This is a genomic window from Arthrobacter sp. ISL-65 (genome assembly GCF_018613795.1).
Classification (GTDB): Bacteria; Actinomycetota; Actinomycetes; order Actinomycetales; family Micrococcaceae; genus Arthrobacter.
The window spans coordinates 13113-38674 of sequence record NZ_JAGGPN010000051.1 but is presented as its reverse complement, the minus strand read 5'-3'; the positions used below and the strand labels follow the sequence as shown (position 1 = coordinate 38674).

The 25562-nt window shown below is 61.9% G+C and carries 19 protein-coding genes and 2 pseudogenes; 11 read left to right on the top strand and 10 right to left on the bottom strand.

All coding sequences use genetic code 11. The annotated features are described in order from the left end of the window. The first annotated feature begins 614 nt into the window (after positions 1-614). The 3 genes from J7I85_RS21445 (at position 615) to J7I85_RS21435 (ending at position 3341) form a co-directional block, all read left to right on the top strand. The gene (locus tag J7I85_RS21445) at positions 615-1568 is read left to right on the top strand and encodes a substrate-binding domain-containing protein (RefSeq protein ID WP_214856985.1); all 954 of its coding nucleotides are present in this window, start codon (positions 615-617) and stop codon (positions 1566-1568) included. A 194-nt stretch (positions 1569-1762) separates the two neighbouring features. Next, entirely contained in the window at positions 1763-2191 is a 429-nt protein-coding gene (locus tag J7I85_RS21440) for a universal stress protein (RefSeq protein WP_214856984.1), read from the top strand. 931 nt (positions 2192-3122) lie between these two features. After that, positions 3123-3341, top strand: coding sequence for a SocA family protein (locus J7I85_RS21435; protein WP_214856983.1), 219 nt, complete (start codon positions 3123-3125; stop codon positions 3339-3341). A gap of 378 nt (positions 3342-3719) precedes the next feature. Here J7I85_RS21435 and J7I85_RS21430 read toward each other — a convergent pair whose 3' ends face one another. From J7I85_RS21430 to J7I85_RS21395, 7 genes and pseudogenes are all read right to left on the bottom strand, one after another. Continuing rightward, on the bottom strand, positions 3720-4964 hold the full coding sequence (locus tag J7I85_RS21430) for a four-carbon acid sugar kinase family protein (RefSeq protein WP_214856982.1): 1245 nt from the start codon (positions 4962-4964) through the stop codon (positions 3720-3722). A 74-nt stretch (positions 4965-5038) separates the two neighbouring features. Next, positions 5039-6364, bottom strand: coding sequence for an MFS transporter (locus J7I85_RS21425; RefSeq protein WP_251024673.1), 1326 nt, complete (start codon positions 6362-6364; stop codon positions 5039-5041). A gap of 104 nt (positions 6365-6468) precedes the next feature. Further along, positions 6469-7197, bottom strand: coding sequence for a FadR/GntR family transcriptional regulator (locus J7I85_RS21420; RefSeq protein ID WP_285289637.1), 729 nt, complete (start codon positions 7195-7197; stop codon positions 6469-6471). 80 nt (positions 7198-7277) lie between these two features. Next, a complete protein-coding gene (locus tag J7I85_RS21415; RefSeq protein WP_214856980.1) occupies positions 7278-8636 on the bottom strand; it encodes an NAD(P)H-dependent oxidoreductase in 1359 nt (452 codons plus the stop codon). Between the two features lie 345 nt (positions 8637-8981). Next, positions 8982-9284: pseudogene (locus tag J7I85_RS21405) on the bottom strand (integrase core domain-containing protein); the annotation flags it as partial. A gap of 10 nt (positions 9285-9294) precedes the next feature. Further along, positions 9295-10404, bottom strand: coding sequence for an IS110 family transposase (locus J7I85_RS21400; RefSeq protein ID WP_214856978.1), 1110 nt, complete (start codon positions 10402-10404; stop codon positions 9295-9297). 295 nt (positions 10405-10699) lie between these two features. Further along, positions 10700-11275, bottom strand: a pseudogene (locus tag J7I85_RS21395) (IS3 family transposase); the annotation flags it as partial. A gap of 93 nt (positions 11276-11368) precedes the next feature. On the opposite strand from J7I85_RS21395, the gene J7I85_RS21390 reads away from it, so the two are divergent. Next, positions 11369-12022, top strand: coding sequence for a transposase (locus J7I85_RS21390; protein WP_308159595.1), 654 nt, complete (start codon positions 11369-11371; stop codon positions 12020-12022). A gap of 226 nt (positions 12023-12248) precedes the next feature. Here J7I85_RS21390 and J7I85_RS21385 read toward each other — a convergent pair whose 3' ends face one another. After that, positions 12249-12962, bottom strand: coding sequence for a helicase associated domain-containing protein (locus J7I85_RS21385; protein WP_308159594.1), 714 nt, complete (start codon positions 12960-12962; stop codon positions 12249-12251). Between the two features lie 657 nt (positions 12963-13619). Further along, positions 13620-14636 (bottom strand): LacI family DNA-binding transcriptional regulator, encoded by a 1017-nt coding sequence (locus tag J7I85_RS21380; RefSeq protein WP_214856976.1) that lies wholly within the window; start codon positions 14634-14636, stop codon positions 13620-13622. Between the two features lie 238 nt (positions 14637-14874). On the opposite strand from J7I85_RS21380, the gene J7I85_RS21375 reads away from it, so the two are divergent. From J7I85_RS21375 to J7I85_RS25805, 6 genes are all read left to right on the top strand, one after another. Continuing rightward, positions 14875-16227, top strand: a complete 1353-nt coding sequence (locus J7I85_RS21375; RefSeq protein ID WP_251024672.1) for an extracellular solute-binding protein — start codon at positions 14875-14877, stop codon at positions 16225-16227. 77 nt (positions 16228-16304) lie between these two features. After that, positions 16305-17273 (top strand): carbohydrate ABC transporter permease, encoded by a 969-nt coding sequence (locus J7I85_RS21370; protein WP_214856974.1) that lies wholly within the window; start codon positions 16305-16307, stop codon positions 17271-17273. Continuing rightward, entirely contained in the window at positions 17270-18154 is an 885-nt protein-coding gene (locus J7I85_RS21365; RefSeq protein WP_214856973.1) for a carbohydrate ABC transporter permease, read from the top strand. The genes J7I85_RS21370 and J7I85_RS21365 overlap by 4 nt, the downstream gene beginning before the upstream one ends. A gap of 63 nt (positions 18155-18217) precedes the next feature. After that, a complete protein-coding gene (locus J7I85_RS21360; RefSeq protein WP_214856972.1) occupies positions 18218-19270 on the top strand; it encodes a glycoside hydrolase family 68 protein in 1053 nt (350 codons plus the stop codon). Further along, a complete protein-coding gene (locus tag J7I85_RS21355) occupies positions 19225-21477 on the top strand; it encodes an alpha-galactosidase (protein ID WP_214856971.1) in 2253 nt (750 codons plus the stop codon). The genes J7I85_RS21360 and J7I85_RS21355 overlap by 46 nt, the downstream gene beginning before the upstream one ends. A 500-nt stretch (positions 21478-21977) precedes the next feature. Continuing rightward, positions 21978-22688, top strand: coding sequence for a 4'-phosphopantetheinyl transferase superfamily protein (locus tag J7I85_RS25805; RefSeq protein WP_214856970.1), 711 nt, complete (start codon positions 21978-21980; stop codon positions 22686-22688). A 281-nt stretch (positions 22689-22969) separates the two neighbouring features. On the opposite strand, the gene J7I85_RS25800 is transcribed toward J7I85_RS25805, so the two are convergent. After that, on the bottom strand, positions 22970-23728 hold the full coding sequence (locus tag J7I85_RS25800; protein ID WP_308159593.1) for a M20/M25/M40 family metallo-hydrolase: 759 nt from the start codon (positions 23726-23728) through the stop codon (positions 22970-22972). A gap of 540 nt (positions 23729-24268) precedes the next feature. Between J7I85_RS25800 and ectB the strand changes: the two genes are divergently transcribed. Beyond that, on the top strand, positions 24269-25543 hold the full coding sequence (ectB, locus tag J7I85_RS21340; protein ID WP_214856969.1) for a diaminobutyrate--2-oxoglutarate transaminase: 1275 nt from the start codon (positions 24269-24271) through the stop codon (positions 25541-25543). The last annotated feature ends 19 nt before the right edge of the window (positions 25544-25562 follow it).

Sequence of the window (25562 nt, the reverse complement as noted above, 5' to 3'; positions counted from 1 at the left end):
GCGAGCCCCAAAACGGCATGTATCCGTCCTTTTCAAGATGAATGCAGTTGCCGCTCCACTCCGCGTCCGAAGGCGTTCAGCCCCTCAGCGGCTTCAAGCTCTAGCGCCTTCGTGGTGACGTGCTCGAGTTGGACTCGGAAACTTCTTCTTGTCCTGTGACCCTTTCCTTGCCGTACTGGATGGCGATTTCGCAGGCGTCGGAGAACGGTACGCCCGCGGGGCGTTTGGTGGGAGCGATCTGGACGCGGCCGACGACATGACTTTGGCGGCTTCCTCGGTCACGCCCGCGATATGGACCCCTCGTGCAGTGCCTTGCTGGGCGGTGCGCCGATCATGCGCGGGCCCGAAAATGGCAGGCTGCTTCAGGGGACCGAGTGCACGCCGATCGCCGCGGTGGATGACGTGGGGGGCCTCGACGCCTCCTCGGAGATGGCAGCGACGGTTTGCTGCCGAACCCTTGACTACTGTTACCTGGCTCACATAGTATCTTTTCATATTAAGTCCTGACTGAATAGAAATTCAGACGGTCAATCCCATTAGCAGTGACCGGGTCAGGGCTTCCTCCCTCCCTCATCCCTCGGCCATTGGCCAGGTTCTAATGCAATAGGAGAACGATGTTCCGCAAGATCATCGCCGGATCAGCAACGCTGCTGGCGGCAATATCCCTCACCGCCTGCGGCGGCACCGCGACTACAGGAAACACCACTGAAGCTAAAGACATAACGATCGGTCTCGCCGTCCCCAACGTCGTTTCCCCCTTCTTCAATCAGGTACGCATGTCCGTCGAAAAGGAAGCCGCGGCCAAGGGCATCCAGGTTGTCGTCGCCGACGCCAACGACAACTCCGAAAAACAGGTCGCCCAAGTTGAAGACTTCGTCACCAAGAACGTAGACGCCATCATCTACGTTGCGGCAGGTGCCACGGCAGCCACCGTGCCCGTCCGTACCGCCAAAGCGGCAGGCATCCCTGTCGTCACCGTTGACCGCAACCCGGAAGGCGCTCCAGGAGATACCTTCATAGCCACCGACAGCATCGCCTCGTCCACGGAGCTGGGCGAATGGGTTGTGGAACAGACCAAGGGCAAGGGCGTCCTCGGTACCATCCAGGGCCAGATCGGAACTACTCCTGAGATTGACCGGGACAAGGGCTTCACCAATGCCCTGTCAAAAGCGCCAGGCATCAAAGAAGTGGCTCGCCAGGCCTCCCAGACATGGAGCCAAGCGGAGGGCTTCGCCATCGCCACTGACATGCTGCAGGCACATCCGGAAATTACCATCTTCGTCGCCCACGCAGACTCACTTGCCTTGGGAGCGGCCCAAGCGGCCCGCAGCGCCGGGAGAGATGACATCCTGATCGTCGGACATGACGGCGACCCTGCCGGCCTTGAGGCAATAATTAACGGCACGTTGGGGGCGACGGAGACCCAGCCTTCAGTAGGAATAGCCACATTGGCCGTAGATTCAGCGCTCAAGCTGATCAACAAGGAGTCAGTACCGGAGGTTCAGCTGCAGGACGGCATCCTGACAACCAAGGAAAACGCCAAGGAATTCATAGCCAAGCACCCGTAAGTCCCCGTTCCACAACCGCTGGAGTGGGAGTTACTGACAATCATTGATTCCAGCACCCTGAAGGGACTGGGTCCGGTCTAGCACTCGGGTCCAGTCCCTTCGGTTTCACCTCAAGGGCAGGCCCGCAGCTATGCTGGCGCTCACGCCCTAGCGTGCCTTACTAGTGCAGCAGAACCAAGCAAAGGAACATTCACATGAGTGGAATCATCATTGTAGGAGTTGACGGCAGCGGAACATCAAAAAAGGCAGCCGAATCGGCCCGCGACCTCGCAGTCGCCTTAAACGCGTCGCTCCACGTGGTGTCGGCCTTTGACACTAGCCGGACCGAAGTGGTTGGCAGCGGCAGTGAGAAGTGGATCGTCACCGACGCCGATGCAGCCGAGCACGTAGCGCGTACTGTGGCGGAATCCCTCGGCGAAGGCGTAGAGGTGACCTACTCTGCGGCCTGGGGCCGGCCCGCAGATGCCCTCATCCAAGAGGCTGTCACCATGAAGGCCCGCATCATCGTTGTAGGCAACCGCAGGATGCAGGGCATCGGACGCCTCCTGGGCAGCGTCGCCAACAGCGTCGCGCACAATGCGCCATGCGACGTCTACATCGCCAACACCTACGACGCCGACTAGCTGTTACCGCGGACACTCCCCTTGGTGGCAGACGCCGCTTGTCAGATAGGACCATGATCACTGCCTTTGGTGCAGGATCTGCCCTGCGGGTGAAGGGCGCACGTTCCAGCGCCGTTTATTCTTGGCCCGGGGCGCAGCAATCTTCATGCAAGCAGGGTGGATTCACAAAACTGGATGTTCTCGTCCAGTATTTCCCCTGTGGCCAGAGTGCTACGCGATGCTTACGACAAAAACGAAGGTCGCCTGGCAGAGCACCAAGCAGCCTTAAAAGGCGTTCTGGAGATATCTCTACGGGCACTATGGGACGAGCTGAACTTGTGGAACGACACCACGAGAATTAGCTGCTACACGCACAACGGCAATGCATTCGTCATGGTGGCTCGGATTTCTGACAATCCTAGCCTGAGCGTCCCTGGAAGGGCGCTGTACCCCGAAGACCAAGGAGTCATCGGCGCTGCCTGGAGGGAAGGCAGAAAGTCGCAGGTTGACCTTGCTACTCACAACGAGGCTGCCTACAGGAAGAAGCTTCTCAAGGACTACAAGATGGACGGAAACGTCGTGTCAGGCCTCACCATGCGCAGACGCAGCCCTCTTTGCCATCCGAATATCGGACAAACGCAGTACGCCCGAAAAGCATGTCGGAGTGTTGGTCCTCGAAAGCCTGAAACCTCGCGGTGTCACAGGTACGGTGTATGAAAGTCTTAACACCAGCAGTTCATGGCAAGCCCTGCAGACGTTCCTATTTACGTCTCTAGACATGCTCCCTAACATGGTCGAGGCTAAGGAAGAGGGGGTTCTAATGGCCCAGCTTGAGAAGCGATGGCTTATCTCTGCGCCCGGTATCCGCATAAATCTGAGCTCTCGAAGGCTCGGCTAACGAAGATGATCTACCTGGCTGACTGGCGATTGGCTCTGACCAATAGGGCGTCAGGTGACGAACCTATCTTGGGTTTTCAATCACTACGGGCCCTATTTGGACGACATCAAGAACGAAGCTCAAAGGAACCCACGGTTTGAACTCAAGGAGGAGCGGAACCTTTTCGGCAAGGCCAAAGAGGTTGTAGCCCTCACACACCACTCCTCTCGCTTTGAGCTTGACGACGATGAGAAAGCAACGCTCGATCACGTCATTGAAAAACCAAGGATCTAACGTGGGGACCTTTTATCAAACTGGTGGTCTACTCCACCTACCCCATTGCCACACAACCGAGATACGTTGCGCTCGACCTGAAGTCGCTTGCCGACACATATCAGCGTCAGGGTGCAAGCTTGAGCTAATTTTCCTCCATGCTCCGAGGGTGCGGACGACGAGGCACTCGGTCTTTTGAAAGCCGCTGGCTGCCGCCCATATTTTTACCGAAGCAGCGCGAGGTCTGTCCCTAGAGGCTGCCGGCAGCCCTCAGGGAAGCCCTTTCAGCCATAGCCTTACATAACCTCCGCTATCGGCCGTTCTGTAGGTGGGCCGGGCGCTGTGGTTCCGCCGGCACCTACGCGACTGGCTTTATTCGGGGGAGCGTATCGCTCGTTGTCACCTGCCGACAGCAGCGACGACATTGGTCAGGGTGTCTTCGCTGCCGACGTTGCCGGGAACGACGATGTAAGTCACTGCGTGTTCGGGCGACACGTCTATGGACCATACCGAAACGCCTGGGAGAACCTGTCCGAGAACGTGTGCCCGTTTGGCTGATAGACCGTGCCGTGCTACCTCGGCCGAGGTGATTCCTCCTTTGGCAATCACGATGTCAACGTCATTAGCGAGTTCCTGGACGGCGGTTGCCAGAGCCGCCATAACCCTTTCTCCGTGGTTCAGCGTGTTGTGGGCACCGGAACGGTGCCGGCCGCTTGCCACCATCGCGAAGCCTCTGGTTTCCAGGTCGTGTTTGAGGTATTCGGCTGCGTCCCGGCCTGTTTGCACGGGGTCGTTGAGGGCTTCTTCTGTGTCGATGAACCTTGGGTGGCCCCAGTTTTCTTCGAGGGCAGCCAGTTGCGCAGTGGCTCCCGCGGTGTGGGACCCGCAGACCAGTAGGGTGCGGCTGGGTGACAGCACTAACGGGGCCGCCAGAAGTCCGGCGCTTTCGACGTCTGCTAAGGCTGCCGCGAGGGGTGCGGCGCAACGGATAACGATGGATGCTCCGATTTCATTGGCCTCTTGAACGGCGCGGGCTATCAGCCGGATGTCGTCGTTGGTCTCGGCGTCTGGGAGGATTACCGTTCCGGGCTCTGCGGACACGAGAAGTTGGGCAAGGCGAGTTCCTGCACGGATTTCGTCGAGTCCTACCAGTACTGAGGGGCGGCCGCTTTTGTCTTTGACGTAGTCGTCGAGCTTTCCGGTACTGAACGGAAAAACCGGGTCGAGGGCGTACTCCGTTTCGTGCGCCGCCATGTCGATGCCGTTTATGTTGACGTAGTGGACGCCGCCCCGCGTTGTGCGGCCCCCATCGGGGAATGCGGGGACGAATAGAATGATGGAGTTCTCGCTGAGGAACACTTCGCTTTCGGCGAAGACGTGTCCGCGAAGAGTTGAGTCACCGCGCAGGACGAACTGGATGTCCTCGCCAAGTTTTGCTCCGGCGGTCAGGGAGTCTTCCCTGACCTGGGCAACTAGTTTCCGTGCAGCTTCTTCATCGATTGCCCGGCTGTTGGTTTGAATGTAGACGCTGTGGGAGGTCGTGAGCGCTTCCGCGATCAGGTCTTGGTTGAAGTCCAGCAGCACGCCCACGTCGCTGGCTGATTGGGTGCCGGTGGGGTCGTCATCGAGAACAACGGTTTTCATTGTGCTACTTTCTGGGGGAGTGGGCCTCGTGTCCGGGACCCAACCTGGGTCCCGGACACGAGGGTTGTTGTGATCTAGTTGCCGGCCTCGATGAGTTGGTCGACTGCCTTCTTTTCCCGGTCACCCCATGTTTCCCGGGTAGCGAGGGCTGCGATCAGTCCGATGGCGCCGCATCCCAGGTAGACGATGGACACACCGCTCCACCCCCAGGCCGCGGCCGTCGCTGCGGCGATGAGCGGGATGAAGCCCGAAATGGCGGCGGAGAACTGGTATCCGATGGAGGCACCGGATGTGCGGGTGTTGGCGTGGAAGAGCTCAGAGAACCAGGCGCCCTGGGCGCCTGCCAGCATGTCGTGCAAGATCGGGAGGCCGATGATGTAGACGAGGATGATCAGGAAGGGAACGGCGGTGTTGACCATGAGGAACATGGGGAAGCCGAAGAGGACGATTCCTGCGCAGCCGATGAGGTAAAGCTTGCGGCGTCCTATGCCGTCGGTGAGGCGGCCCCAGAGAATGGTGGTGACGACGCCGATGGCTGCTGCGAGTACGAGTCCGGTGAGGCCTGTCTGGCGGTCAACAATCTTGTTGGTGGTGATGTAGGAGAGCAGGTAGGTGACGATGACATAGAAGCCGCCGGATTCGGCCAAGCGGAGGCCGATGACGCGCAGGATGGTGCGCCAGTCGTCCTTGATCACGGTCAGCAGGGGGTTTTTGAGGAGCTCGCCGCGTGCCTTTGTTTCCTCGAATTCCGGGGATTCGCTGACCTTCAGGCGGATGATGATGCCGGCGATGATCAGGAGGGAGCTGGCTAGGAAAGGCACGCGCCAGGACCATTCGTTGTTCCAGCCGGTCGTTGCCAGGAAGACGAGGTTTGCCAGCAGCAGGCCCAGGGGGACGCCGGCCTGGGGGATTCCGGTGTACTGGCCGCGCTTGCGCCAGGGTGCGTGCTCAAAGGTCATCATGATTGCCCCACCCCATTCGGCGCCGAAGGCCAGCCCCTGCACGATGCGGATTGCAACGAGGAGGATGGGGGCAAGGACCCCCACTTGTTCGTAGGTGGGGAGGAGCCCGATAAGGAAGGTGGAGGCGCCCATAACGAGGAGGGCGCCGACCAATACGGGTTTGCGGCCGTACTTGTCGCCGAGGTAACCGCCAATGAGTCCGCCAAGTGGCCTCATCGCGAATCCCACGGCCAGGGTGGCGAACGCGAGAAGTGTTGCGGACAGGGGGTCGCTGCCCGGGAAGAAGGCGGTCCCAAAGTACAGGGCGGCTGCTGTTCCGTATGCCAGGAAGTCGTAGTTTTCGATGGTCGTGCCGACGGCGCTGCCGATGGCGACCTTGCGTTTGTCAGGTGAACCGAGCTCAGCCTGCTGAGCCTTTGTTTGCATAAGAGCGCTCATCTGCGTTCATATCTCCTTCGATATGGGGCAGGGATATTCCCTGCCCCGCGTTGCCGCAGGCGCTGCACCAGGTGAGCCGGGGTGCCGGCGTCACCGAAGCTGGTTCAGGCCTCGACCTTTTTTCCTATGTTGTAAAAGCTGCGGATGTGTTCGCCCACGGCCTGCCTGGCCTCGGTTGCTTCCCGGCGCTGGAGGGCATCGAGAATTTGGCGGTGCTCGTGCCTCACGGTCGTGGCTGTTTCTTTCCAGTTCTCAAGCCGGGCGTACGCTTCAATCATTTGCCGGTTGATGGCGGTCCTAAGGGACCCCATCAGGTGTGCTGTGAGCGTATTGCCCGTCGATTCGGCAATACGGACGTGGAAGGCAGCGTCCAGACGGTTGAACTCCGCCGTCGTAATGTCCGGGGCGTCCATCCGGTCGAGGATCTGCGCAAGCTCCTGGTGGTCATTCTCGGATGCCCGTTCTGCGGCTTCCTCGCAGCACCAGGTCTCAAGGGCAATGCGGGTTTCGAGGACTTCGGTTTGCTTGAACTGGCCAAGCGCCAGTTGGAGCTTGAGGAGGTTCACGAACCCTGACCCGGGCTCGCCGACCAGTACGGCTCCTCCTTCGGCTCCGCCCCCTGGGCGGATGTCCACGATTCCCAGGGCTTCCAGTACGCGCAGCGACTCCCGCAGTGAGGGCCTGGAGACGCCCAGCAGAGCGGAGAGATCCCGTTCGCTGGGCAGCTTGTCTCCGGCTTTTAGTCGCCCGTCCAGAATCCGGTCTTCAATCTGGGTCATGACCTGTTCATAGGTCCTTACCCTTTGTACCGGTTCCCATGCTTCTGCCGTCATGCCGACCACCTCATCGATTCCTGCCGCCGGCCCGCCGCCTACGGCCCTCTCATCCTAATTCGTCGGCCTGATGGTCTGACCTAGCGGGTCAGGAGCATTTCGGAGCGGAACTCGTTTTCAAGCTGGCGACGGATCTGGACGGCGAGGAGAGTCTCGTCGGCATCAACGTCGTCCCATGAAACGGTGCCGTCCTTTGGAACGTCACGCTTGAGCTTCATCCCGTGGGCCAGGCCCAGGGGCAGGGCATTTCGCTCCAGCGAAATTTTAGCCGGGGCGAGCTTGCCGAAAGCGGTGTAACCGCCTTCCCCGTCCAAGGTTTCGCCGGCTTTGAGGTCTTTCTTGGCTGTGGTCATGACGTCTCCGCGGAAGTCCGTGGGGGCGCCTGTGGCTTCGCCCCTCAGTACCGCCGAAGCGATGCTGACCCCGAGCTCGAGCCCGATCATGTGGTAAGGCCGGTACAGAGAACCGTAACGTCCAGTGGAATCCGTTTTGACGCCATACTCGGCAAAGCACTGCACAGCGTAATCGGTCTTGGCTTCGAAGGTGACGTACACGCCCCAGCGCAGATCCCGATCGACTTCAGTCCCGTCACGGTGAAGGCTCGAAGCGATCTCAACGGTGCCGCGGCGGGTGAGGATGCCTCCGACTGACTTTTCACGGTAGACGTGAGGCAGGTCATCAACGCCGGCAGGCGGGAAGAAGAGGCCTTCGTCCTGCGGGGTGAGGCCGGTACCGTTGGCCACCGCTGCCATCTCGATCGCCGACTTAGTACCATCCAGGAAGGAGTTGAACATTTTGGGGTTGAAGTCACCCGATGCCAGCTGCTCGTCGCTGAAGCCGTAGTAGTTCCAGACGGTGTCCGGTGTGGAGTAGTTGTATTCGGGAAGGTACTTTGTGCCTTTGCCTGCAGCAACGATGTCGAACCCAACCGTCCGGCACCAGTCGACCATTTCACAGATCAGCGCAGGCTGGTCCCCGTACGCCATGGAGTACACGACGCCAGCGGCTTCGGCGCGACGCCGGAGGATCGGTCCGACCATGCAATCGGCTTCAACGTTAACCATGATGATGTGCTTGCCGTTGTCGATGCTCTTCACGGCGTGAGCGGTTCCGACAATCGGGTTTCCGGTTATCTCCAGAATCACTTCGATCTGAGGGAGCTCGATCAGGTCGGCTGAACTGTCCGTGACAAAGGTTGTCCCGTTGCGCAGCGCCTCGGTGAAGTTGTTCGCGGCGTACCGGTCCGCTGGCCAGCCGGTCCGCTGCAGTGCGCCTTTGGCTTTGGGCACATCGATATCGGCGACACCTACGACATGGATTCCTTCGGTGTTAAGCGCCTGGGTCAGGAACATGGAAGCGAACTTACCGGCGCCAATGACGCCAACACGGATAGGCCCCTGCTCCTCGGTCCGCTTCTGCATCAGTGAGTAAAGATTCATGAGCTACTTCCTTGTAGAACAGCAAAATTTCTGCATGGCCCGTTGGTCTGACCGTCTGATGTTGATACCATTGCATGTGAACTAGATCATGTCAATTGCGCCCTTTGCGGCACTAAACAGAAATGGGAAAACCATGTCAGCAGGAGGCAGCCAGCAACCAGGTCCACCTCACCGCGACTTTCAGTCCGAAGCCGGGCGAGTGGAAAAGGTGGAGGCTGCGCTCACCAAGGCCGTCTGCGAGGTCGACAAGGAAAAAGGTTGCATCCGCTACGAATTGACGGAATCCCGAGCGGAACGGCTTATCCTCACGGAAGGGACTGCCCCGGCTTTTGTTGACTCGGGGTCTTAGGCCGCTGTGAGCGCGGTTCGGTTGATTGTTTCATATTCGATTGGCGTGAGTTTGCCCAGCCGTCTTTGCCGTCGCCGGCGGTGGTAGGTCCGCTCGATCCAGGTCGTGATGGCCAGTCGGAGGTCCTGTCTGGTGAGCCACCGCTGGCGGTCCAGGACGTTTTTCTGCAGCAACGAGAAGAACGATTCCATCGCGGCGTTGTCGGCGCACGCACCGACCCTGCCCATCGATCCTGGGAGCCGGTGATGCCGGAGTGATTCGACGAACCGGCGTGACCGGAACTGTGACCCTCGGATGCTCTCCTAAGTGTCAAGCAGCAGTTCGGTGTTGTCTGGTGTTCGGGACGATGTGCTGGCGGCCGGGGTTGAGGATGAAGTAGACCTCGCGGGCGAGGTATCGCTTCAGGCAGCGGATGATCTCCATCTTGGAGTGTCCCTCGGCGGTCTTTTTCGCGACGTAGGCCTGTGTTCTCGGGTCGAGTCTGATCCGGCTGATCACCGCGAGGTGCAGGGCGCGGTTGGCTTGGCGGTCACCGCCGCGGTTGAGTCGATGCCGTTGTGTCATTCCCGAGGACGCGGGCAGGGGTGAAACGCCGCAGAGCATCGCGAATGCGGCTTCGGACTTCATCCGGTCGGGGTTGTCACCGGCCGTCACGAGGAGCTGTCCGGCGACTTCGATGCCGATTCCGACGCGCTCGAGGAGTTGGGGTGCGAGGGCTTCGACGATCGGGTTGATGAGCTCGTCCAGATCGGTTATTTCGTCGGTGAGTTCCAGGTAGCGGCGGGCCAGGGACTTCAGCGAGACCCGATAGGCGGTGACGGGATCGGTCGCGTTTGACACGTCCGGCCGCCATGCAGCGAGGGTGCGGATCAGCTGCATCCGGGTCAGGTGGCGGACCTGGTCGCGAAGTTCCTCCGGCGCGGAGACGATCGACATCCGAAGGAGCTGCAGGGCGCTGCGGCGCTCCCGGACCGCGTGGGCGCGGGTGACGCGCAGCACACGCAGCGCTTCGACCGCGCCGTCCTTGCTTTTGGGGATGCTGGTGCGTCGGCCGTGCAGTGCGGCGCGGGCTGCATTGATGGCATCGAGATCGTCGTCCTTGCCTTTGCGGCGGCGGTCGGACCGGTCGGGCCGGTCGACCTCCAGGATCATCACGCCGGCTTTGGCGAGGTGTCGGGTCAGGCCGGCGCCGTAGGATCCGGTGCCCTCGACGCCGATCCGGGCCAGGTCACCGAACTCTCCGATCCAGGCGAGCATCGCCCGGTATCCGGTGCGTGTTGTCGGGAAGCTCCTGGTGCTTAACACTGTCTCGCCGGCGTCGATGACGGCGGCGACGTGGAGTTCCTTGTGCGTGTCGACGCCGGCGAAGACAGGCGTCGGTGCCTGGTCCGGGTCGCTGGTTGCGGGCGTTCTGGTCATGTCAACTTCCTCCGGTTCATCGGGTGTGCAAGGGGCACGGCCCCGCGCATCGACCGACCGGCGGACAAGACAGTGATGAGCACCTTTGGCGCAGGCTCTCCTTAGGTCACAGCGGCGGCGAGGCGTAGCGCCTCACCGGGTACTCCCTGGGGACTGACAGATCCGGGGAAAGACAACAGCTGTCGATCGGAGTGAGAGTCAAGAACCCCGGGGCGCACCCGGCACCAGCATCCTGTCGCGTCCATCACTGTCCGAGTCAAGGACCCCCGGGAATACCGGTAAGGACAGTCTCACTATCCGAGTGCACCACAGTCGTCGCCGGGCGGCGTGCACGCACCGCGTTCTCCAGCGCGGACACCGCCAGCGAGGACTTCATCCGCGAGTCCATCGAGTAGCCCACGATCCTGCCGGAATAGACATCCTTCACCGCGCAGAGGTGGAGCTTGCCCTCGGCAGTCGGGTGCTCGGTGATGTCCGTCAGCCAGAGTTCGTTCGGTTCCCCGGCGGTGAAATCCCGTTCCACCAAGTCATCATGGACCGGCGGCCCGGGTCTGCGGTTCAGGCCACGCTTCTTCGAGAACACCGACCAGATCCCGTGGTCCCGACACAAACGCTGGACCCTGTTCTCGCCCGCCGTAATGCCCTTCTCAGGGAGTTCGTCGGCGACGAACCGGTATCCGAAGGCAGGATCCTCAACGTGAATGTCCAGGGCGGCGTTGACCAGATGCGCATCCGCCCAGTCCCGTTCCGTCACCGGGCTGGCCCTCCACCGGTAATAGCCTTGCTTGCTGAATCCCAACACCCTGCAGGTCACCGCCACGGGAACACCGTCGGCGGCAAGATCCGTGACCAGCGGGTAGATCTGTAATGGTCAGTAGCCGGCCCGAGGCCAGCTGGCAGGCTAGTCCCGGAGAGTGGGGCGTGACTCAGGGTATATCCGACCCGCGTATGCGGTGTCTTGAAAATGACGCGTCCGCCCCGTTCCCCGGGCACCGGCCTGCCCGCCCCGGATGACCTGATCAGAAGACTGTCCGCCTCTGGTGTGACCCGTTACAGATGCGTCTCCGATGCAACCCAGACAGGCCCTGCCCACCTGTCCGGTTCAATAGGAGGAGAACACACGATGGCAATTATCGCCGAGGACTTTGAGTTCGTTGTTGGAGTCGATACCCACGCCCGCACCCACACTTTCACGACCGTTCATGCCTCCACAGGCGCCGTGGTCGATACCGCGGCCTTCCCTGCCACCTCATCGGGGATGGACCGCGCGATCACCTGGATCCGACGGCGCACTGGTGGGCAGAGGGTCTTCGCGGCCGTCGAGGGCACGTCCTCCTACGGAGGCCGGCTCACCCAGGCCCTACTTGCCGCTGGCATTGACGTAGGCGAGGTCAGGCCACCCAGTCGCTCATCGCGGGCCCTTACCGGCAAATCGGATCCGATCGACGCGGAAGCGGCGGCCCGTTCAGTCCTGGGACGACCGCGCGACCAGGTCACAGAACCCCGCGCCGCAGGTACCAGGGCCGCGATTAGGATACTGCTGGCCTCCCGGTCACTACTCGATCATCAACGCACCGCCAATCGCAACGCCCTCACGGCCCTGTGTTGGCGGCCATGAAAAACTGCCGCTGTGCGGCCTCGGTCAGCTCGGCCCAGGCATCACGCAGCTCCTCGGCCTGCTCCGCCGTCAGAGGCGGCTGCTCCGGTGACGGTGACCCGGCTTGGGCGACCGCGGGCGCCTATGAAGCGATGGCGGGGGCCGGGGGCGGGGCTGTGCGTTGAAAGAGACGTCTGAGCCCCAATCCCAGTGTCCTTTCTGCACGTGAATGCGGACAGCCAGAGTATCAATGCCCCGGCGCTGTGCCACCCCTTCCGGCGGTTGCCGGGCGCTGGTCGGTCTGTCCGGTGCTGTTCCGGGGTTTCCGGCCGCGTTGCCGGCCCTTGCGCCAGCCCGGCACCGCCTCATCCAGCGCCCCGGCCTTGGCAGGGTTGAGCTCACCGCGGCTGGCCTTTTGGCGCTGGGAATGCAGCCAGACTCCGAGGTCGTGTTCTTCGCCGGCCACGGAGGACTTGTGCAGAGGCCAGTCATGCCCGGCCGCACGGTACTCCGCCAGGGCCTCGAGCCTGTCCTGCCACCGGGCCTCATCGGCCACGGCTCGCGGGGGCCGCTGCCAATCCGGCAGGACGGCCAGCCCGTTGCGGAACGCCAGCGCCAGTTTGCCGGCTGCATCGTCGTCGCGGCGCCGATCCAGCCAGGACGCCAGCGTCCGCTCGCCCACCTCCTCCGCGGTGCGGGAAGGGTAGCGGCCGGTTTCCTGCACCATGGCGACGAGCTCGCGCATCAGGGCCAGCCCCTGAGGGCTTACTCGGAGAGGTGCCTTGGCGGCGGCTTGTTCGTGGGCGGCCTGCAGGCCGGGGTCCGCAGCCACGGCCACGGCCAGATGGTAGCCGACAGTTGCGGTCGGTGCTCGGGTGAGCGCGGCGATCCGGGTGCGGGTCAGCCCGCCCCGGTACATCAGCACCCACTCGGCGTTAGGAACCGCACCATGCCTGGTCACGGCACCATCCTGCCATCCGATCAGGCCGAACAACCGAACCTGGACGCACCAGGCAGGATTACCGGCTGCAGTGGCATAGGCATTCCGCCGGGGCCGGACAGCATTGGGGGACGTTCCGGACCCGGCGGAAGCACTTGCGGCACGTCGCCCGTGAAAGCGCCCCGTTGGGCTGAGACAACTCTGTCTCGTAAGCCTTGGGGAAAGGCTGGGGCGTCGAAGGGCCCGCCGCCGCTGCAGGGCACACCAGCCCTGCGCGGAACATTGCTCGCAGGGCTCGCACCCCATGGAGGCGTCCGCTGGCGCGGCCGGCTGTTGAGTCCAGTGCTGTCGGTCGCAGAGCTCCGGCCATCCCTGGCCCTCTTTGTCTACGGCGATGCTCCTATAGGCGTCAAATCGGGATTATGGCTGTTTGCCGGACGTGGCGGATGGTCAGGTGGTCTCAGAAAGCTGCGGTCGAGGTAGACCTCCAAGTGGCCGATCGACGCTGGGACAGCAGACACGTGCCGAATTCAGATGGGTATCCGCGTTAGGAAAAGTGAACCAGGTTCTGGGCGTACCTCCGCCTTCGTGCGCTGCCGGACGTGAGCATCGACCACTGCCGGTAGTGGAGGGCGTTGACGGCCAGGTCAGCGCAGGGTGGGACAGGCTAGCGTAGCGTCAGCATCCGCAGGATCGGCGGACGATGAGTTCAGTGGGAAGGAGCTGAATGTTGTTGTTGGCGTCCGAGGGGGTGAGGGCGGCGTCGATGACGGCATTGGCGATGTCGTCGATCCGTTGCCTGACCGTGGTCAGTTGCGGCCAACTGAACTCTGACTCCGACGTCCCGTCGAAGGACACCACGGCGAGATCGCCGGGTACGGACAAATTGGCCTCATGGATGGCGCGGAGAGCACCAACGGCGAGCAGGTCCGAGCTCGCAAAGATGGCTGTTGGCCGCTGTGGCAGGTCCAGCAGCCGGCGGGTGGCTTCGTAGCCGCCCTGCCGTGTGAACTCCGTGTATTCGACCGGGCCTTCGGGCAGGGCCGCCTCATGCAGCGCATTCCTCCAGCCGCGCTCACGAGGATCCACTCTGGAAGGATCGATGTCCTTGCCTACCAGGATGGCAATGTCGCGGTGCCCGTGCGAGATCAGGTGCTTCACCCCGGTCGTTGCGCCTTGGACAAAGTCCGTACTGACCGTCGGGATCCCGTGAACGGCACTGGATTGGTCGATCAGGACGCGTCGAATGCCCTGAACCGGCATGGCTGCGACCTCGCTGGGGCTTAGGACAGTGGCAAGGATGATCGCATCGACCTGACGGGAGACAAAATTACTGGTGTTCTGACGCTCTATATTCGGGTCCGTGCGGGAGTTCGCCGTCAGGAGCGCGTAACCCCGTGGGGTTGCCGCTTGGGCGATGGCGTCGGTGAGTTCCGCGAAGTAGGGGTTGGTGCTGTCAGGGACGATCATTCCCAGGAGTTGGGTCGATCCCATGGTCAGGGCGCGGGCCGTGGCATTTGGCTGGTACTGCAGGGCCTTGATGGCTTCCCTGACACGGGCCGCTGTGGTTGCCGCGACCGGTTTCGGTCCGCCGTTGATGACGTAGCTGACAACGGCTGTGCTGACCCCGGCATAGCGGGCCACATCGGTCCGCGTTACCTTTCCGGATCTGGCGTGCGCTTGCAGACCTGCCATTAGGACCGCCCTTTCACTTCGTTGCGATAAGGATCAGTCTACCCGCGTGGAGCAGGGATTTGAGGCAGGAAACTTTTTCAACTGGCAGATATGGGGCCTCTTGCCGAAAAAATTCTACCCGGGTAGACTCGTTCTCGAATCGGCGAGTAGTGATCCTTCTCACGCTTCCCGCCTGACGGTATGCAAAGGCAACGCACACGATTTCGAGCAGTATAAAAATTTTTCGAAGGGATCAATGATGACCATTCCAAAGCCCCGCGGTGGAGCGGGGATTCTCACGGCGGCCGCTGCCGCTTCCATCGCCGCCCTGGTTCTCACTGGCTGTGGCGGCCCGGGCACCGGTGCTGCCGGGCCGACCGTCGAGGCAGGCAGCGGCGAAGGCACCATTAACGTTTGGGCCGTCGACGGCCAGGCGGCCGAGAACGATGCCTTGAAGAAGATCATCTCGAACTTCGAGAGCTCCCAGAGCAAAATCAAGGTGAACCTCAAGCTTTTCCCCTCCGACCAGTACACCAAGGCCGTGAATTCCGCGGCCCCGGGGGACCTGCCGGATGTGCTGGACTTTGACGGCCCCACCCTGGCCAGCTTTGTGTACAACGGCAAAATGGCTCCGCTGAAGGGATCGGTGTCCGAGGAGACATTGTCGAACCAGACAGATTCCATCAAGGCGCAGAACACTGTCGATGATTCCGTCTATGGCGTTGGCATGATGAACGCCGGGCTGGGGCTTTGGGGAAACAAGAAGCTCCTGGACGCCGCCGGCGTGGCCTACCCGACGACGCCGGACAAGGCCTGGACGGCCGATGAATTCACTGGTGTTCTGGACAAGCTGGCAACGGTGATCCCGGGCGGCAAACCGCTGGACCTGTCCGAACAGTACGGATTCGCCGGTGAATGGGGGACCTGCTGCTCCGCGGGTCCGGTCATCTGGTCCGGTGGCGGCACGATGCTCAAGGACAACAAAGCCTCCGGCGCCCTGGACTCGCAAGCGAACATCAAGTCGCTGACGAAGTTCGCCAGCTGGAAGAAGTACACCGATCCGAACGCCGACGGGCTTGCCTTCACCAGCGGCCGCGTCGCGCTGAGTTGGGTCGGGCACTGGACCTACCCGACATACAAGGCGCTGGGCGAGGATCTGGTCTCGATCCCGCTGCCGAACTTCGGCAAAGGCACCAAGACTACGTCCGGCACGTTTGCGTGGGGCATGGGAGCCACCACGAAAAACGGGGCCGCTGCCGGGAAATTCCTGGACTTCCTGATGACGGATGACAGCGTCGGCACCTACACCGACGCGAACGGCGCCCCTCCCGCCACGAAGACGGCCCTGGCTGCTTCCGGCCTCTACGGGCCGGGAAAGAAACTGGAGCTGCTGGGCGAGCAATTGAGCAGGGCCTGCGGCCAGGAGGACAAGATCACGGATTCCTGTGTCAGCGTCACCAGGCCAGTGACTGCCGGCTACCCGATCCTCACCGACCAGGTCGGCAAAGCAGAGGCCGCCATCTATGCCGGCAAGGACGCCAAGGAAGCCCTCAGCGCCGCCGCACGAGCCATCGACCAGAACTTCGCCGACAACGACGGCTACAAGAAGTAAAACTCCGTAGCGGTCCGGCCGCCTGTCACTTCACGCGGCCGGACCCGCCGGACTCGCCCACAGCGAAAGCCCTCATCATGACCACGCAAACGCAACAGCTCCAGGCCCCCGCAGCCCCTGTCAGGCGGCCGCCGAAATCCGGTCTCACCGGACACCGGTTTGCCGGACCGCTCTTCGCCAGCCCCGCCCTTCTCGGACTGGCCATCTTCCTCGTCGCACCGTTCGTGCTCGCCGTCGTGCTCTCCTTCTACCGCGTGCAGCTCAACAGCCCGCGGCCGGCGCGCTTTGTCGGATTCGAACAGTACACCCGGTTGTTCACCGACCCCGACCTGGCCGCTGCTTTCGGCCAGGCGCTGCTGAACAACTTCACCTTCGCCCTGATCGTCGTCCCCGTGCAGACACTGCTCGCCCTGGCCCTGGCCGTCCTGGTCAACCGCCAGCTTCGCGGCATGGTGGTCTTCCGGACCTTCATCTTCATGCCGTTGGTCTTCCCCTTGGCCCTAACGGCCGTGATCTGGCGGCTTATTTACTCCCGGGGAGACCAAGGGCTTCTCAACGCCTTGCTGGGGCTCTTCAGCGGCGGGACCATCACCAGCCACGACTGGCTCGGGGACCCGGCCACCGCCCTGGGCGCGATCATCGTCATGTCGATCTGGCAAAGCGTCAGCTTCCAAATGATCATCGTCCTTGCAGCCCTGCAAAGCGTCCCTGCGGAACTCTACGAGGCGGCATCCCTGGACCGCGCCAGCAAATGGGCGCAGTTCATCAACGTCACCGTGCCCGGGATCCGCAACACCCTGATCTTCGTGGCCCTCATCACCACGATCTTCTCCTTCCGGCTCTTCGACCAGGTGTACCTGCTGAGCCGTTCAGGCAGCGTGGACCGCAACTCCACCGAGACCGTGATGACCCAGATCATCAACACAGGCTTCGACAACAACAACGTTGGCCAGGCCGCAGCCATGACCGTGATCTTCATGCTGATCATCACCGTGATCGCAATCATTCAGCGCGCCGCGGCGCGCCAGCGAGGAGGCATCCAATGACGACGTCAACGGCCCTGAAACCCCGCCAACGGCGCGGAAGCATGAAACGTGCCCGTCGCTGGCAGACCGCCCTGCACTACCTGCTGCTGGCAGTGGTATCGCTGTTCTTCTTCCTGCCCGTCTACTACCTCATCATCGGAAGCTTCCGGCCCTCGTCCGAGGTCCTCAGCGGTCTCAGCGGGTTCGTTCCGACGAACCTGTCCTTCGATAATTACAGGGGCGTCTTTGACCACCTGAGTTCAGACGCCACCGGGCACTTCGGCCAGTTCGCTGCTGTCTCCATCATCGTCACCACCGCGGTGGTCGCCGGCAGCCTGATCGTAAATTCCATGGCCGCGTATTCGTTCGCCAGAATGCAGTGGCGCGGCAAGAAGATCATCTTCCTGCTCGTAGTCGTCCTGACGATCATTCCGTTCGAGGCCGTCGCGCTGCCGCTGTACTACATGTTTTCCGGCCAACGGGACACCATCGCCATCCAAGCCATTCCGTTCATCGCCAACGCGTTCTCAATCTTCCTCTTCTACACCTTCTTCCTCGACGTCCCCGGGGAAATCGAGGAAGCAGCCCGCCTGGACGGCGCCGGCCCCCTGAGGACGTTCTTCCAAGTCGTCGTGCCGATCACCAAACCGGCGTTCGCCACGGTCGCGATCCTGACCTTCCTGGCCCAGTGGGGATCGTACCTCTGGCCGGTCCTGATGGTCTCAGACCCGACCGTCCGCCCGCTCCCACTGGCCATCAGCATCTTCCAGAACCAGCAACCACCCGAATGGGGCCAGGTACTGGCCTTCGGAACGATGTTCATCGTCCCCGTCCTGGCGGTCTTCCTCATCTTCCAACGCTGGTTCGTAGCCAGCATCTCCAGCTCCGCCGTCAAAGGCTGACAAACACCGCGCGGCGTTCCTCCACGAAGGGCCGCTGCCGCCACACAGGATAGGTGCATTCACTTGGTTTTCCGTCTCAAAGACTCATGGGTATGGGACTTCTGGCTCGCCGACGACGGCGCCAGCTATCACATGTACTACCTCCACGCCCCCAAAAGCCTGGGCGACCCGGAGCTGCGGCACAGCAACGCCCGGATCGGGCACGCCACCTCAACCGACTTGAGGACTTGGGAACCGCAGGGCGTCGTGCTGGAACCCGATGACCCGGACGCGTTCGACGCGACATCGACCTGGACCGGGAGCGTCGTGCAGGGCCAGGACGGGACCTGGCGGATGTTCTACACCGGGGCACGGTTCTACGAAACGCACAACATTGAGGCCATCGGCGTCGCCACCTCACCGGACCTGCGCACCTGGACCAAACAACGGGACACCATCATCGAAGCCGACGCACGCTGGTATGAAAGATACGGCGATTCCACCTGGCCCGAAGAGGCCTGGCGGGACCCCTGGGTGTTCGCCGACCCGGCAGGTGACGGATGGCACATGCTGATCACGGCCAGGGCCAACACCGGGGACGTGGACAACCGCGGCGTTATCGGACACGCACGCTCACAGGACCTGCTCACCTGGTCCGTAATGCCGCCCCTGAGCAGCCCCGGGGCCGGTTTCGCGCACGTCGAGGTTCCCCAGACCACCACGATCGATGGCAGAAATGTCCTCTTCTTCTCCTGCGGACTCGACAAACTGTCCGCCACAAAAGCACCCAGCCACCAAGGTGGCGGAATCTGGAGCCTCGAAGTCGGGCAGCAAACCGGACCATATGACCTCGCAGCCTCAACCGTCATCACCCCGGCCGCACTCTACAGCGGTCGGCTCATCCAAGACCGCGCCGGCCAATGGATGATGATGGCCTGCCATGACGCCAACAGCGACGGCTCTTTCGAAGGCATCATTTCCGACCCGATGCCCGTGCACTGGGACCCCGCCAGGGCGTCCCTGACAACAACACCCGGTCCGAACCACGACACCGACCACCGCCCCGTCCCGCACACTCCAAGAGGAACAGCATGCCCGCCAAGAACCACGGACACCCCAGCGCGATCCTGCAGCTGAACACGGCCGGTGTCACCGTGCTGATCGATGCCACCAACGGGCAGTTGCCGGCGATCATCCATTGGGGAGCCGAACTGCCCGAACTTACCGCATCGCAGGCGACCACCCTGCTCCGGGCAAGTGTCCCGGTCCAAGGTTCCAGCACCATCGACCTGCCCCCACGGCCTGCACTGCTGCCGGAGCACGACAGCGGCTGGACAGGCCGGCCCGGTCTGCGGGGCACGTTCGCCGGTTCCGGATGGTCCCCGAAATTCCGCACCCAAGCGATCACGCTCGATGGTGACCCTGCCAGCGGATTTACCCCCTCCGGCCCCGGAACCGCGGTCTTCACTGCCGTCGATGACACCCGGCGCCTACGACTGGAACTGACCCTGGAACTGCTGCCCGGCGGCCTGCTCCGGGGACGGGCAGCACTGGAAAATCTCAGCGCAGAGGACCGATACGCCCTTGAGGACCTCGCCTTGTCCTTCCCGATCCCGGCCGAAGCTACCGAGCTGCTCGACTTCGCCGGAGCCCACACGCGGGAACGGACCCCCCAGCGCGGCTCCCTGCGCACGGGAACCCACCTGCGGGAAAACCGCAAAGGCCGCACAGGCCATGACAGCGCCTACGTCCTGCACGCCGGCACTCCCGGATTCGGTTTCGGCCATGGCCAGGTCTGGGCCGTCCACACAGCCTGGAGCGGCAACCACCAGCACTTCGCCGACCGCGTCTCCACCGGTGAACAACTGATCGGGGGCGGCGAGCTGCTCCTGCCCGGGGAAATCCGGCTGACCCGGAACGAAACGTACAGCAGCCCGTGGGTCTACGCCTCCTACGGGACCGGACTCGACGGGATCGCACGACGCTTCCACTCCCACGTCCGCAACCGGGCCACCCGCGTCCCCGCAGATCGCCCCGTAACCCTGAACGTATGGGAAGCCGTGTACTTCAACCACGACCTCGACAAACTCACCGACCTGGCCGACCGTGCCGCCGCCATCGGCGTTGAACGGTACGTCCTAGACGACGGATGGTTCGGCTCACGCCGCAACGACACCTCCGGACTGGGCGACTGGGTCGTCTCCCCGGACATCTGGCCGACCGGCCTGCACCCCCTCGTGGACCACGTCCACGACCTGGGAATGCAGTTTGGCCTGTGGTTCGAACCCGAGATGGTCAATCCCGACAGCGATCTCGCCCGGGAGCACCCGGAATGGATCATGGCGGCCCGCAGCCACTGGCCGGTGGAATCCCGCCACCAACAGGTCCTGAATCTCGGCATCCCCGAAGCCTACGAACACGTCAAGAAACAGATTTTGGCATTGTTGGCCGAGTACCGGATCGACTACATCAAATGGGACCACAACCGCGACCTGATCGAAGCCGGAAACCAGCTCAACGGAGGCAGGGCCGGGGTGCACGAACAGACGCTGGCGTTTTACTCACTGCTGCGGGAAATCCGTTCAGAGCATCCGAATCTTGAAATCGAATCGTGCTCATCCGGTGGGGCCCGCGTCGACCTGGGCGTCCTGGAGCACACCGACCGCGTCTGGGTATCGGACAATATTGACCCGCACGACCGGCAAACCATGCTCCGCTGGTCTACCCAGCTGCTCCCACCCGAATACATGGGTTCCCACATCGCCTCCGGCCGGTCCCACACCACCGGCCGCCAGCACGACCTCGCATTCCGGGCCGGCACCGCCATCTTCGGCCACCTCGGCATCGAATGGGACCTCGCAGAAGCCACCGTAGGAGAAATCACCGCCCTGACACAGTGGATCGACTTCTACAAACAAGAACGAACACTGCTACTCGGCGGCGACGTCGTCCGCCTGGACAGTCCAAACCAGAACATCATCGCCCACGGCGTCATCAGCCCCGACCGCTCACAAGCGATCTTCGCGGTCGCAGTCCTGGACAGTCTCTACCCGGATCCCACCGGCCGCCTGAAACTGCGCGGCCTTGACCCACAGGCCACATACAGGGTGGAGCCAGTCTTCATCGGCACCACACCCTCCGGGCTCCAACCCCCGCAATGGTGGGGCGAACCGATCGCCACCAGCCAGTCGATCCCGGCTGGGTCCCTGGGCAGCACCACGGTGGACGGCGTGCAATTCCCCGGAGCGGAATTCCCCGCCACAGTTCTGACCGAGGTCGGAATCTCTTCCCCAAGAATCCACCCCGACCAGGTTGTTATCTACCGCATCGAAAGGACCGGCTGACAAAACCGTCAGCGTTCGGTAGACGCGGGCTGCACATCGGTGAAAGCTAACCTCAGCAAGCCCATTACACGTGGCTCTGACCTGCGGTGCGACAGATGTAATGAACAATCGACGAGACTGCGTCAGGTGTATTGACACTGCGCCGATTTAGATGGAAACGGACAACAGTCGAAGAATCGAGGGGAAGGCATCTATTTCCAGACCAAATTTAAACCGCCGATAACCGGCCTTCCGTCAAGCTACGGCCATGGCACAACGACGGCGCCGGCAGGGGAGCGGTTCAGTCCAATTTGGCGTGGCGCAGGTACTGGTAGACCGTCTCCCTGCTGATTCCGTAGTCACGGGCGGGCTGCAGGCACGGGACTTTCCGACTTGCGGCATCGGGTGAGGTTCGGCCCCAGTCAAGGGGGTGTGTCATCGAGAAATGACCGGGGTATAGTCTTTGCCTAACTTCGGGGGTTATCTAAGGATTGCCGTGGATGCTACTTTGCGGAGGCGTCGTGGGTAAGTCATCAGAGTCTGGCAGTAGCAAGCCCATGCTGGCGGCTGTGAAGTTATCGGATGTCGACCTTGGACAGGCACGCACCCTGGGTGGTGCGGAGAGGCGGTTGGCGTTAAGGCTTAGCACCGCCGTGCAGCGCGACAGGTTTTTGGCTGGGCGGATAGCACTGCGGTTGCACGTGGCGAGGGTGGCGGGAGTGAATCCTGGCTCCCTTTACGCTGATTACGTCTGCGGGCGTTGCAGCGGTAAAGACAGGGCACACGGAGCGCCCCGCTACCGGACCGGTACCGACGGGCTTCTGGTCCAGGGTAGCTTGAGCAGGTCCGGAGACTGGTGCCTTATGGCGGCGGTGGTGGACGAGCTGGTTCTGGGCGTGGGGGTGGATCTGGAGTGCCGCGCGTCCGCAGGGTTCGAGGGATTCGTGGCTGTGGCGATGACTGCCGGTGAGCGCGAATATGTCCAGAGACTTCCGCCGTCCCAGAGGCCTTTGCTACAGACAGTGCTGTGGACGCGTAAGGAGGCCATTCTTAAAGCGCTGGGCAGGGGGTTGTCTCTCGATCCTTCTCTGGTCGACGTTGCTGGTGTCCTTCCCCTGCTGCCTGGGTGGACGAGCGGTTCTGGACGGTGGGTTGTTGAGGATGTGAATCCGGGTCCTCTGGGCTTGCCCAATACCGGCGTGGCAGCGATGGCGCTGCTGTTGGACCAGTGAAACAAGTACGCCGAGCCGCGAATCCATGCCCTTAGGGAAGGCGCATGGGGGGCCATCCCTAATAGGACATAGCCTCCGGCTCATATCTTTGCATGCGGCCTTTCCGGCGGGTTGTGCTCATTTGTCCGGTCGGATCTGGGTTGTCGTGGCGAAAGCGAGGGTGGCGTAGCCCAGGGCCCCGGCCATGTCTTTCAGCAGCTCTTGGTTGATGTTCTCAACCGTATCGCAGCTCTTGTGAAAGCACGCGTCGTGGTCTTCGTCCCTAGTCCCGCCGTATTCTCTTACTTGATTTGCCGTTTTGTGCCGACGTCGCCCGTGAAGAGCCCGCCGACTGCGATGCCGGCCCGAAGGAAGGGTTCGTAGTCGGATCCGCCGTCGAATACGGTTGCCTCGGCCGGGAGGGAGTTCTTTGCGAAGTAGTCACGAAATAGGGTCTCGATTTCCTGTGAGCCGGGAGGGCCTGCGTCGCCGTAGCGGGAGCCGTCGCCGTCGTGAATAAAGCGCCCGCCGTTGGGTGATGCCACCATGTCCAGGTTGCTGTTAAGGGCGGTTTGGGCGATCTCACGCTGGTTGAGTGCATCGACGTAATGCTGCGAACCCAACAGGTCAATTTCTTCTCCTCCCCAGAACGCGAAACGCACCCTGTTTTTGGGTTGGACGCCGGTTTCGGCCATCCAGCGAGCGGTTTCGATGATGGCGGCCACGCCGCTTGCGTTGTCGTTTATCCCCGGGCCTTCGGATACCGAATCCAAATGACCGCCCACAACTATCGTGTGCTCTTCGCTTCCGGCTGTGTCAGCCAGGATGTTGAAGATCTCCCTGTCGGCTTCCTGGTCTTCGTCCCAATAGGTGAAGACGTGCCGGATAGGGGTGTAGCCGGCGGCGCGTAACTGGTCCTCGACGTAGCGGGCTGATGCCTCATATCCAGACGTGCCGGCAGTTCGATTTCCTCCCTCTTCATCGGCGATTTTCTGCAGGGCCTGAAGGTGTCCGATGAGGTTCCTCTTCGCGAAAGCTTCCCGTACTTCCCCCGCCTTCACACCCAGAGCCGGCACGAGAGCCTGGGGTCCCGGAACCGCTTGGGCTGTGGAGCGCGATGTTGCATGTTTTGGGGCAGGAGGCGTTGCAATTGGCTACGAGCATGCCGACAGGAACAGCGTTAAAGCGAGGAAGGCTCCGCCTGCCTTGTGAGCGGGTTTGCCATCGGATGGAGCGCCTTCATGGATGAAAACTACTGCCCGGGTTAGGCAGTAGGAAGAGCTTTAACGAGACACACGTAGTACCCTGCAGCAGACGAGATCATCTACCGGAAGCAGGTAGTAGACGACTCTGAAAAACAGGTACCGATTACTCGTGTTTTTCCCCCGGTTGTGTGGATAGATTCGATTCTGTAGGTAGGAATTGCCGTAAATGCAGCCGCAGGTTGGCTGGCGGTAGGTAGCCCGGGATTCGCTACTGGGGAAAATCCAAGGCATCGACGACTCGTGTTCGCAGCCCCCCGTGCGGCTGTCAATTGAAGAGCGAAGTCAAACCGGACGAGGTCGCCCGGTCCTCTACAGTAGCTGGCAGGAAATCCCCAAGTGTCTGATATTTTCGAGTCCCTCGAATCTGAAGTCCGTTCCTATTGCCGTGGTTGGAACACCGTTTTCGACCGTGCCTCCGGCAGCTTTCTCTACAGTGAGGACGGCCACGAGTACCTCGATTTCTTTTCCGGCGCAGGAGCCCTGAACTACGGGCACAACCACCCTGCACTCCTGAGACCGCTTCTGGAGTACCTGCTTTCCGGAGCCGTCGTTCATTCCCTGGACATGAAAACAAAGGCCAAACGGCGTTTCCTGGAGACATTCCACGAGCTGATCCTGAAACCCAGGGACCTCAACTATAAAGTCATGTTTCCCGGTCCCACCGGCACGAACAGCGTGGAGGCCGCGCTGAAACTGGCCCGCAAGGCCACAGGGCGCTTTCATGTCCTTGGTTTCACCAACGCCTTCCATGGGATGACCCTTGGCTCGTTGGCGGTTACTGGCAATTCCATGAAGCGCCAAGGTGCCGGGATCCCGCTCACTCACGCGTCCAGCATCCCATATGACGGATTCCTGGCCGGTGAGACCCCTGACTTTTTATGGCTCCGGTCCGCCTTGGCTGATTCAGGATCAGGACTCGAAAAGCCGGCAGCTGTCATAGTCGAAACCGTTCAGGGAGAAGGCGGCCTAAGAGCAGCACGGGCGTCGTGGCTCCGGGAACTCTCCGAGATCTGCCGCGAACACGACATTTTGCTCATAGTCGATGACGTGCAGGCCGGCTGCGGACGGACAGGGACGTTCTTCAGCTTCGAGAACACCGGCATCGTCCCGGACATTGTCTGCCTTTCGAAGTCCATCTCCGGTTTCGGATTACCCTTAGCGCTCACGCTGTTCAAGCCTGAACTTGATCTCTGGAAACCCGGGGAACACAACGGCACCTTCCGGGGCAACAACCCGGCATTCGTCACGGGGGCCGCGGCCTTGGAACACTTCTGGCAGGACCGGAAATTCGAACAAGAAATTGCAGCCGTGACAGCGCAGTTGCATGAGGGCCTGAGGCTGATAGCAAATGCCACTGAAGGGGCAACAGTACGCGGCCGCGGCCTGCTCGCCGGGATTCATTACCCAGATCCGACGGCCGCAGGAAAAATTGCCGCCGAATCATTCAGCCGCGGACTGCTCGTGGAAACGTCCGGCCCCGAAGGCGAAGTACTCAAGACCATGCCGGCCCTGACCATCAGCACCACAGAGCTGCGCCATGGACTGGAAATCCTGGCCGAAGCAGCCGAAGCCATCACTGGCCAAAAGATTGTCCTGAGGACCGTCGCCTGATTGCGCCCCGGGTGGAAAG

Coding starts and splice junctions, on each gene's coding strand:
- J7I85_RS21365 (WP_214856973.1), top strand. CDS start 17,270: ATGACGACGTCAACGGCCCTGAAACCCCGCCAACGGCGCGGAAGCATG.
- J7I85_RS21445 (WP_214856985.1), top strand. CDS start 615: ATGTTCCGCAAGATCATCGCCGGATCAGCAACGCTGCTGGCGGCAATA.
- J7I85_RS21420 (WP_285289637.1), bottom strand. CDS start 7,197: ATGACGGCAGAAGCATGGGAACCGGTACAAAGGGTAAGGACCTATGAA.
- J7I85_RS21370 (WP_214856974.1), top strand. CDS start 16,305: ATGACCACGCAAACGCAACAGCTCCAGGCCCCCGCAGCCCCTGTCAGG.
- J7I85_RS21400 (WP_214856978.1), bottom strand. CDS start 10,404: ATGACCAGAACGCCCGCAACCAGCGACCCGGACCAGGCACCGACGCCT.
- J7I85_RS21390 (WP_308159595.1), top strand. CDS start 11,369: ATGACGCGTCCGCCCCGTTCCCCGGGCACCGGCCTGCCCGCCCCGGAT.
- J7I85_RS21430 (WP_214856982.1), bottom strand. CDS start 4,964: ATGAAAACCGTTGTTCTCGATGACGACCCCACCGGCACCCAATCAGCC.
- J7I85_RS21375 (WP_251024672.1), top strand. CDS start 14,875: ATGACCATTCCAAAGCCCCGCGGTGGAGCGGGGATTCTCACGGCGGCC.
- J7I85_RS21415 (WP_214856980.1), bottom strand. CDS start 8,636: ATGAATCTTTACTCACTGATGCAGAAGCGGACCGAGGAGCAGGGGCCT.
- J7I85_RS21380 (WP_214856976.1), bottom strand. CDS start 14,636: ATGGCAGGTCTGCAAGCGCACGCCAGATCCGGAAAGGTAACGCGGACC.
- J7I85_RS21355 (WP_214856971.1), top strand. CDS start 19,225: ATGCCCGCCAAGAACCACGGACACCCCAGCGCGATCCTGCAGCTGAAC.
- J7I85_RS21425 (WP_251024673.1), bottom strand. CDS start 6,364: ATGAGCGCTCTTATGCAAACAAAGGCTCAGCAGGCTGAGCTCGGTTCA.
- J7I85_RS21440 (WP_214856984.1), top strand. CDS start 1,763: ATGAGTGGAATCATCATTGTAGGAGTTGACGGCAGCGGAACATCAAAA.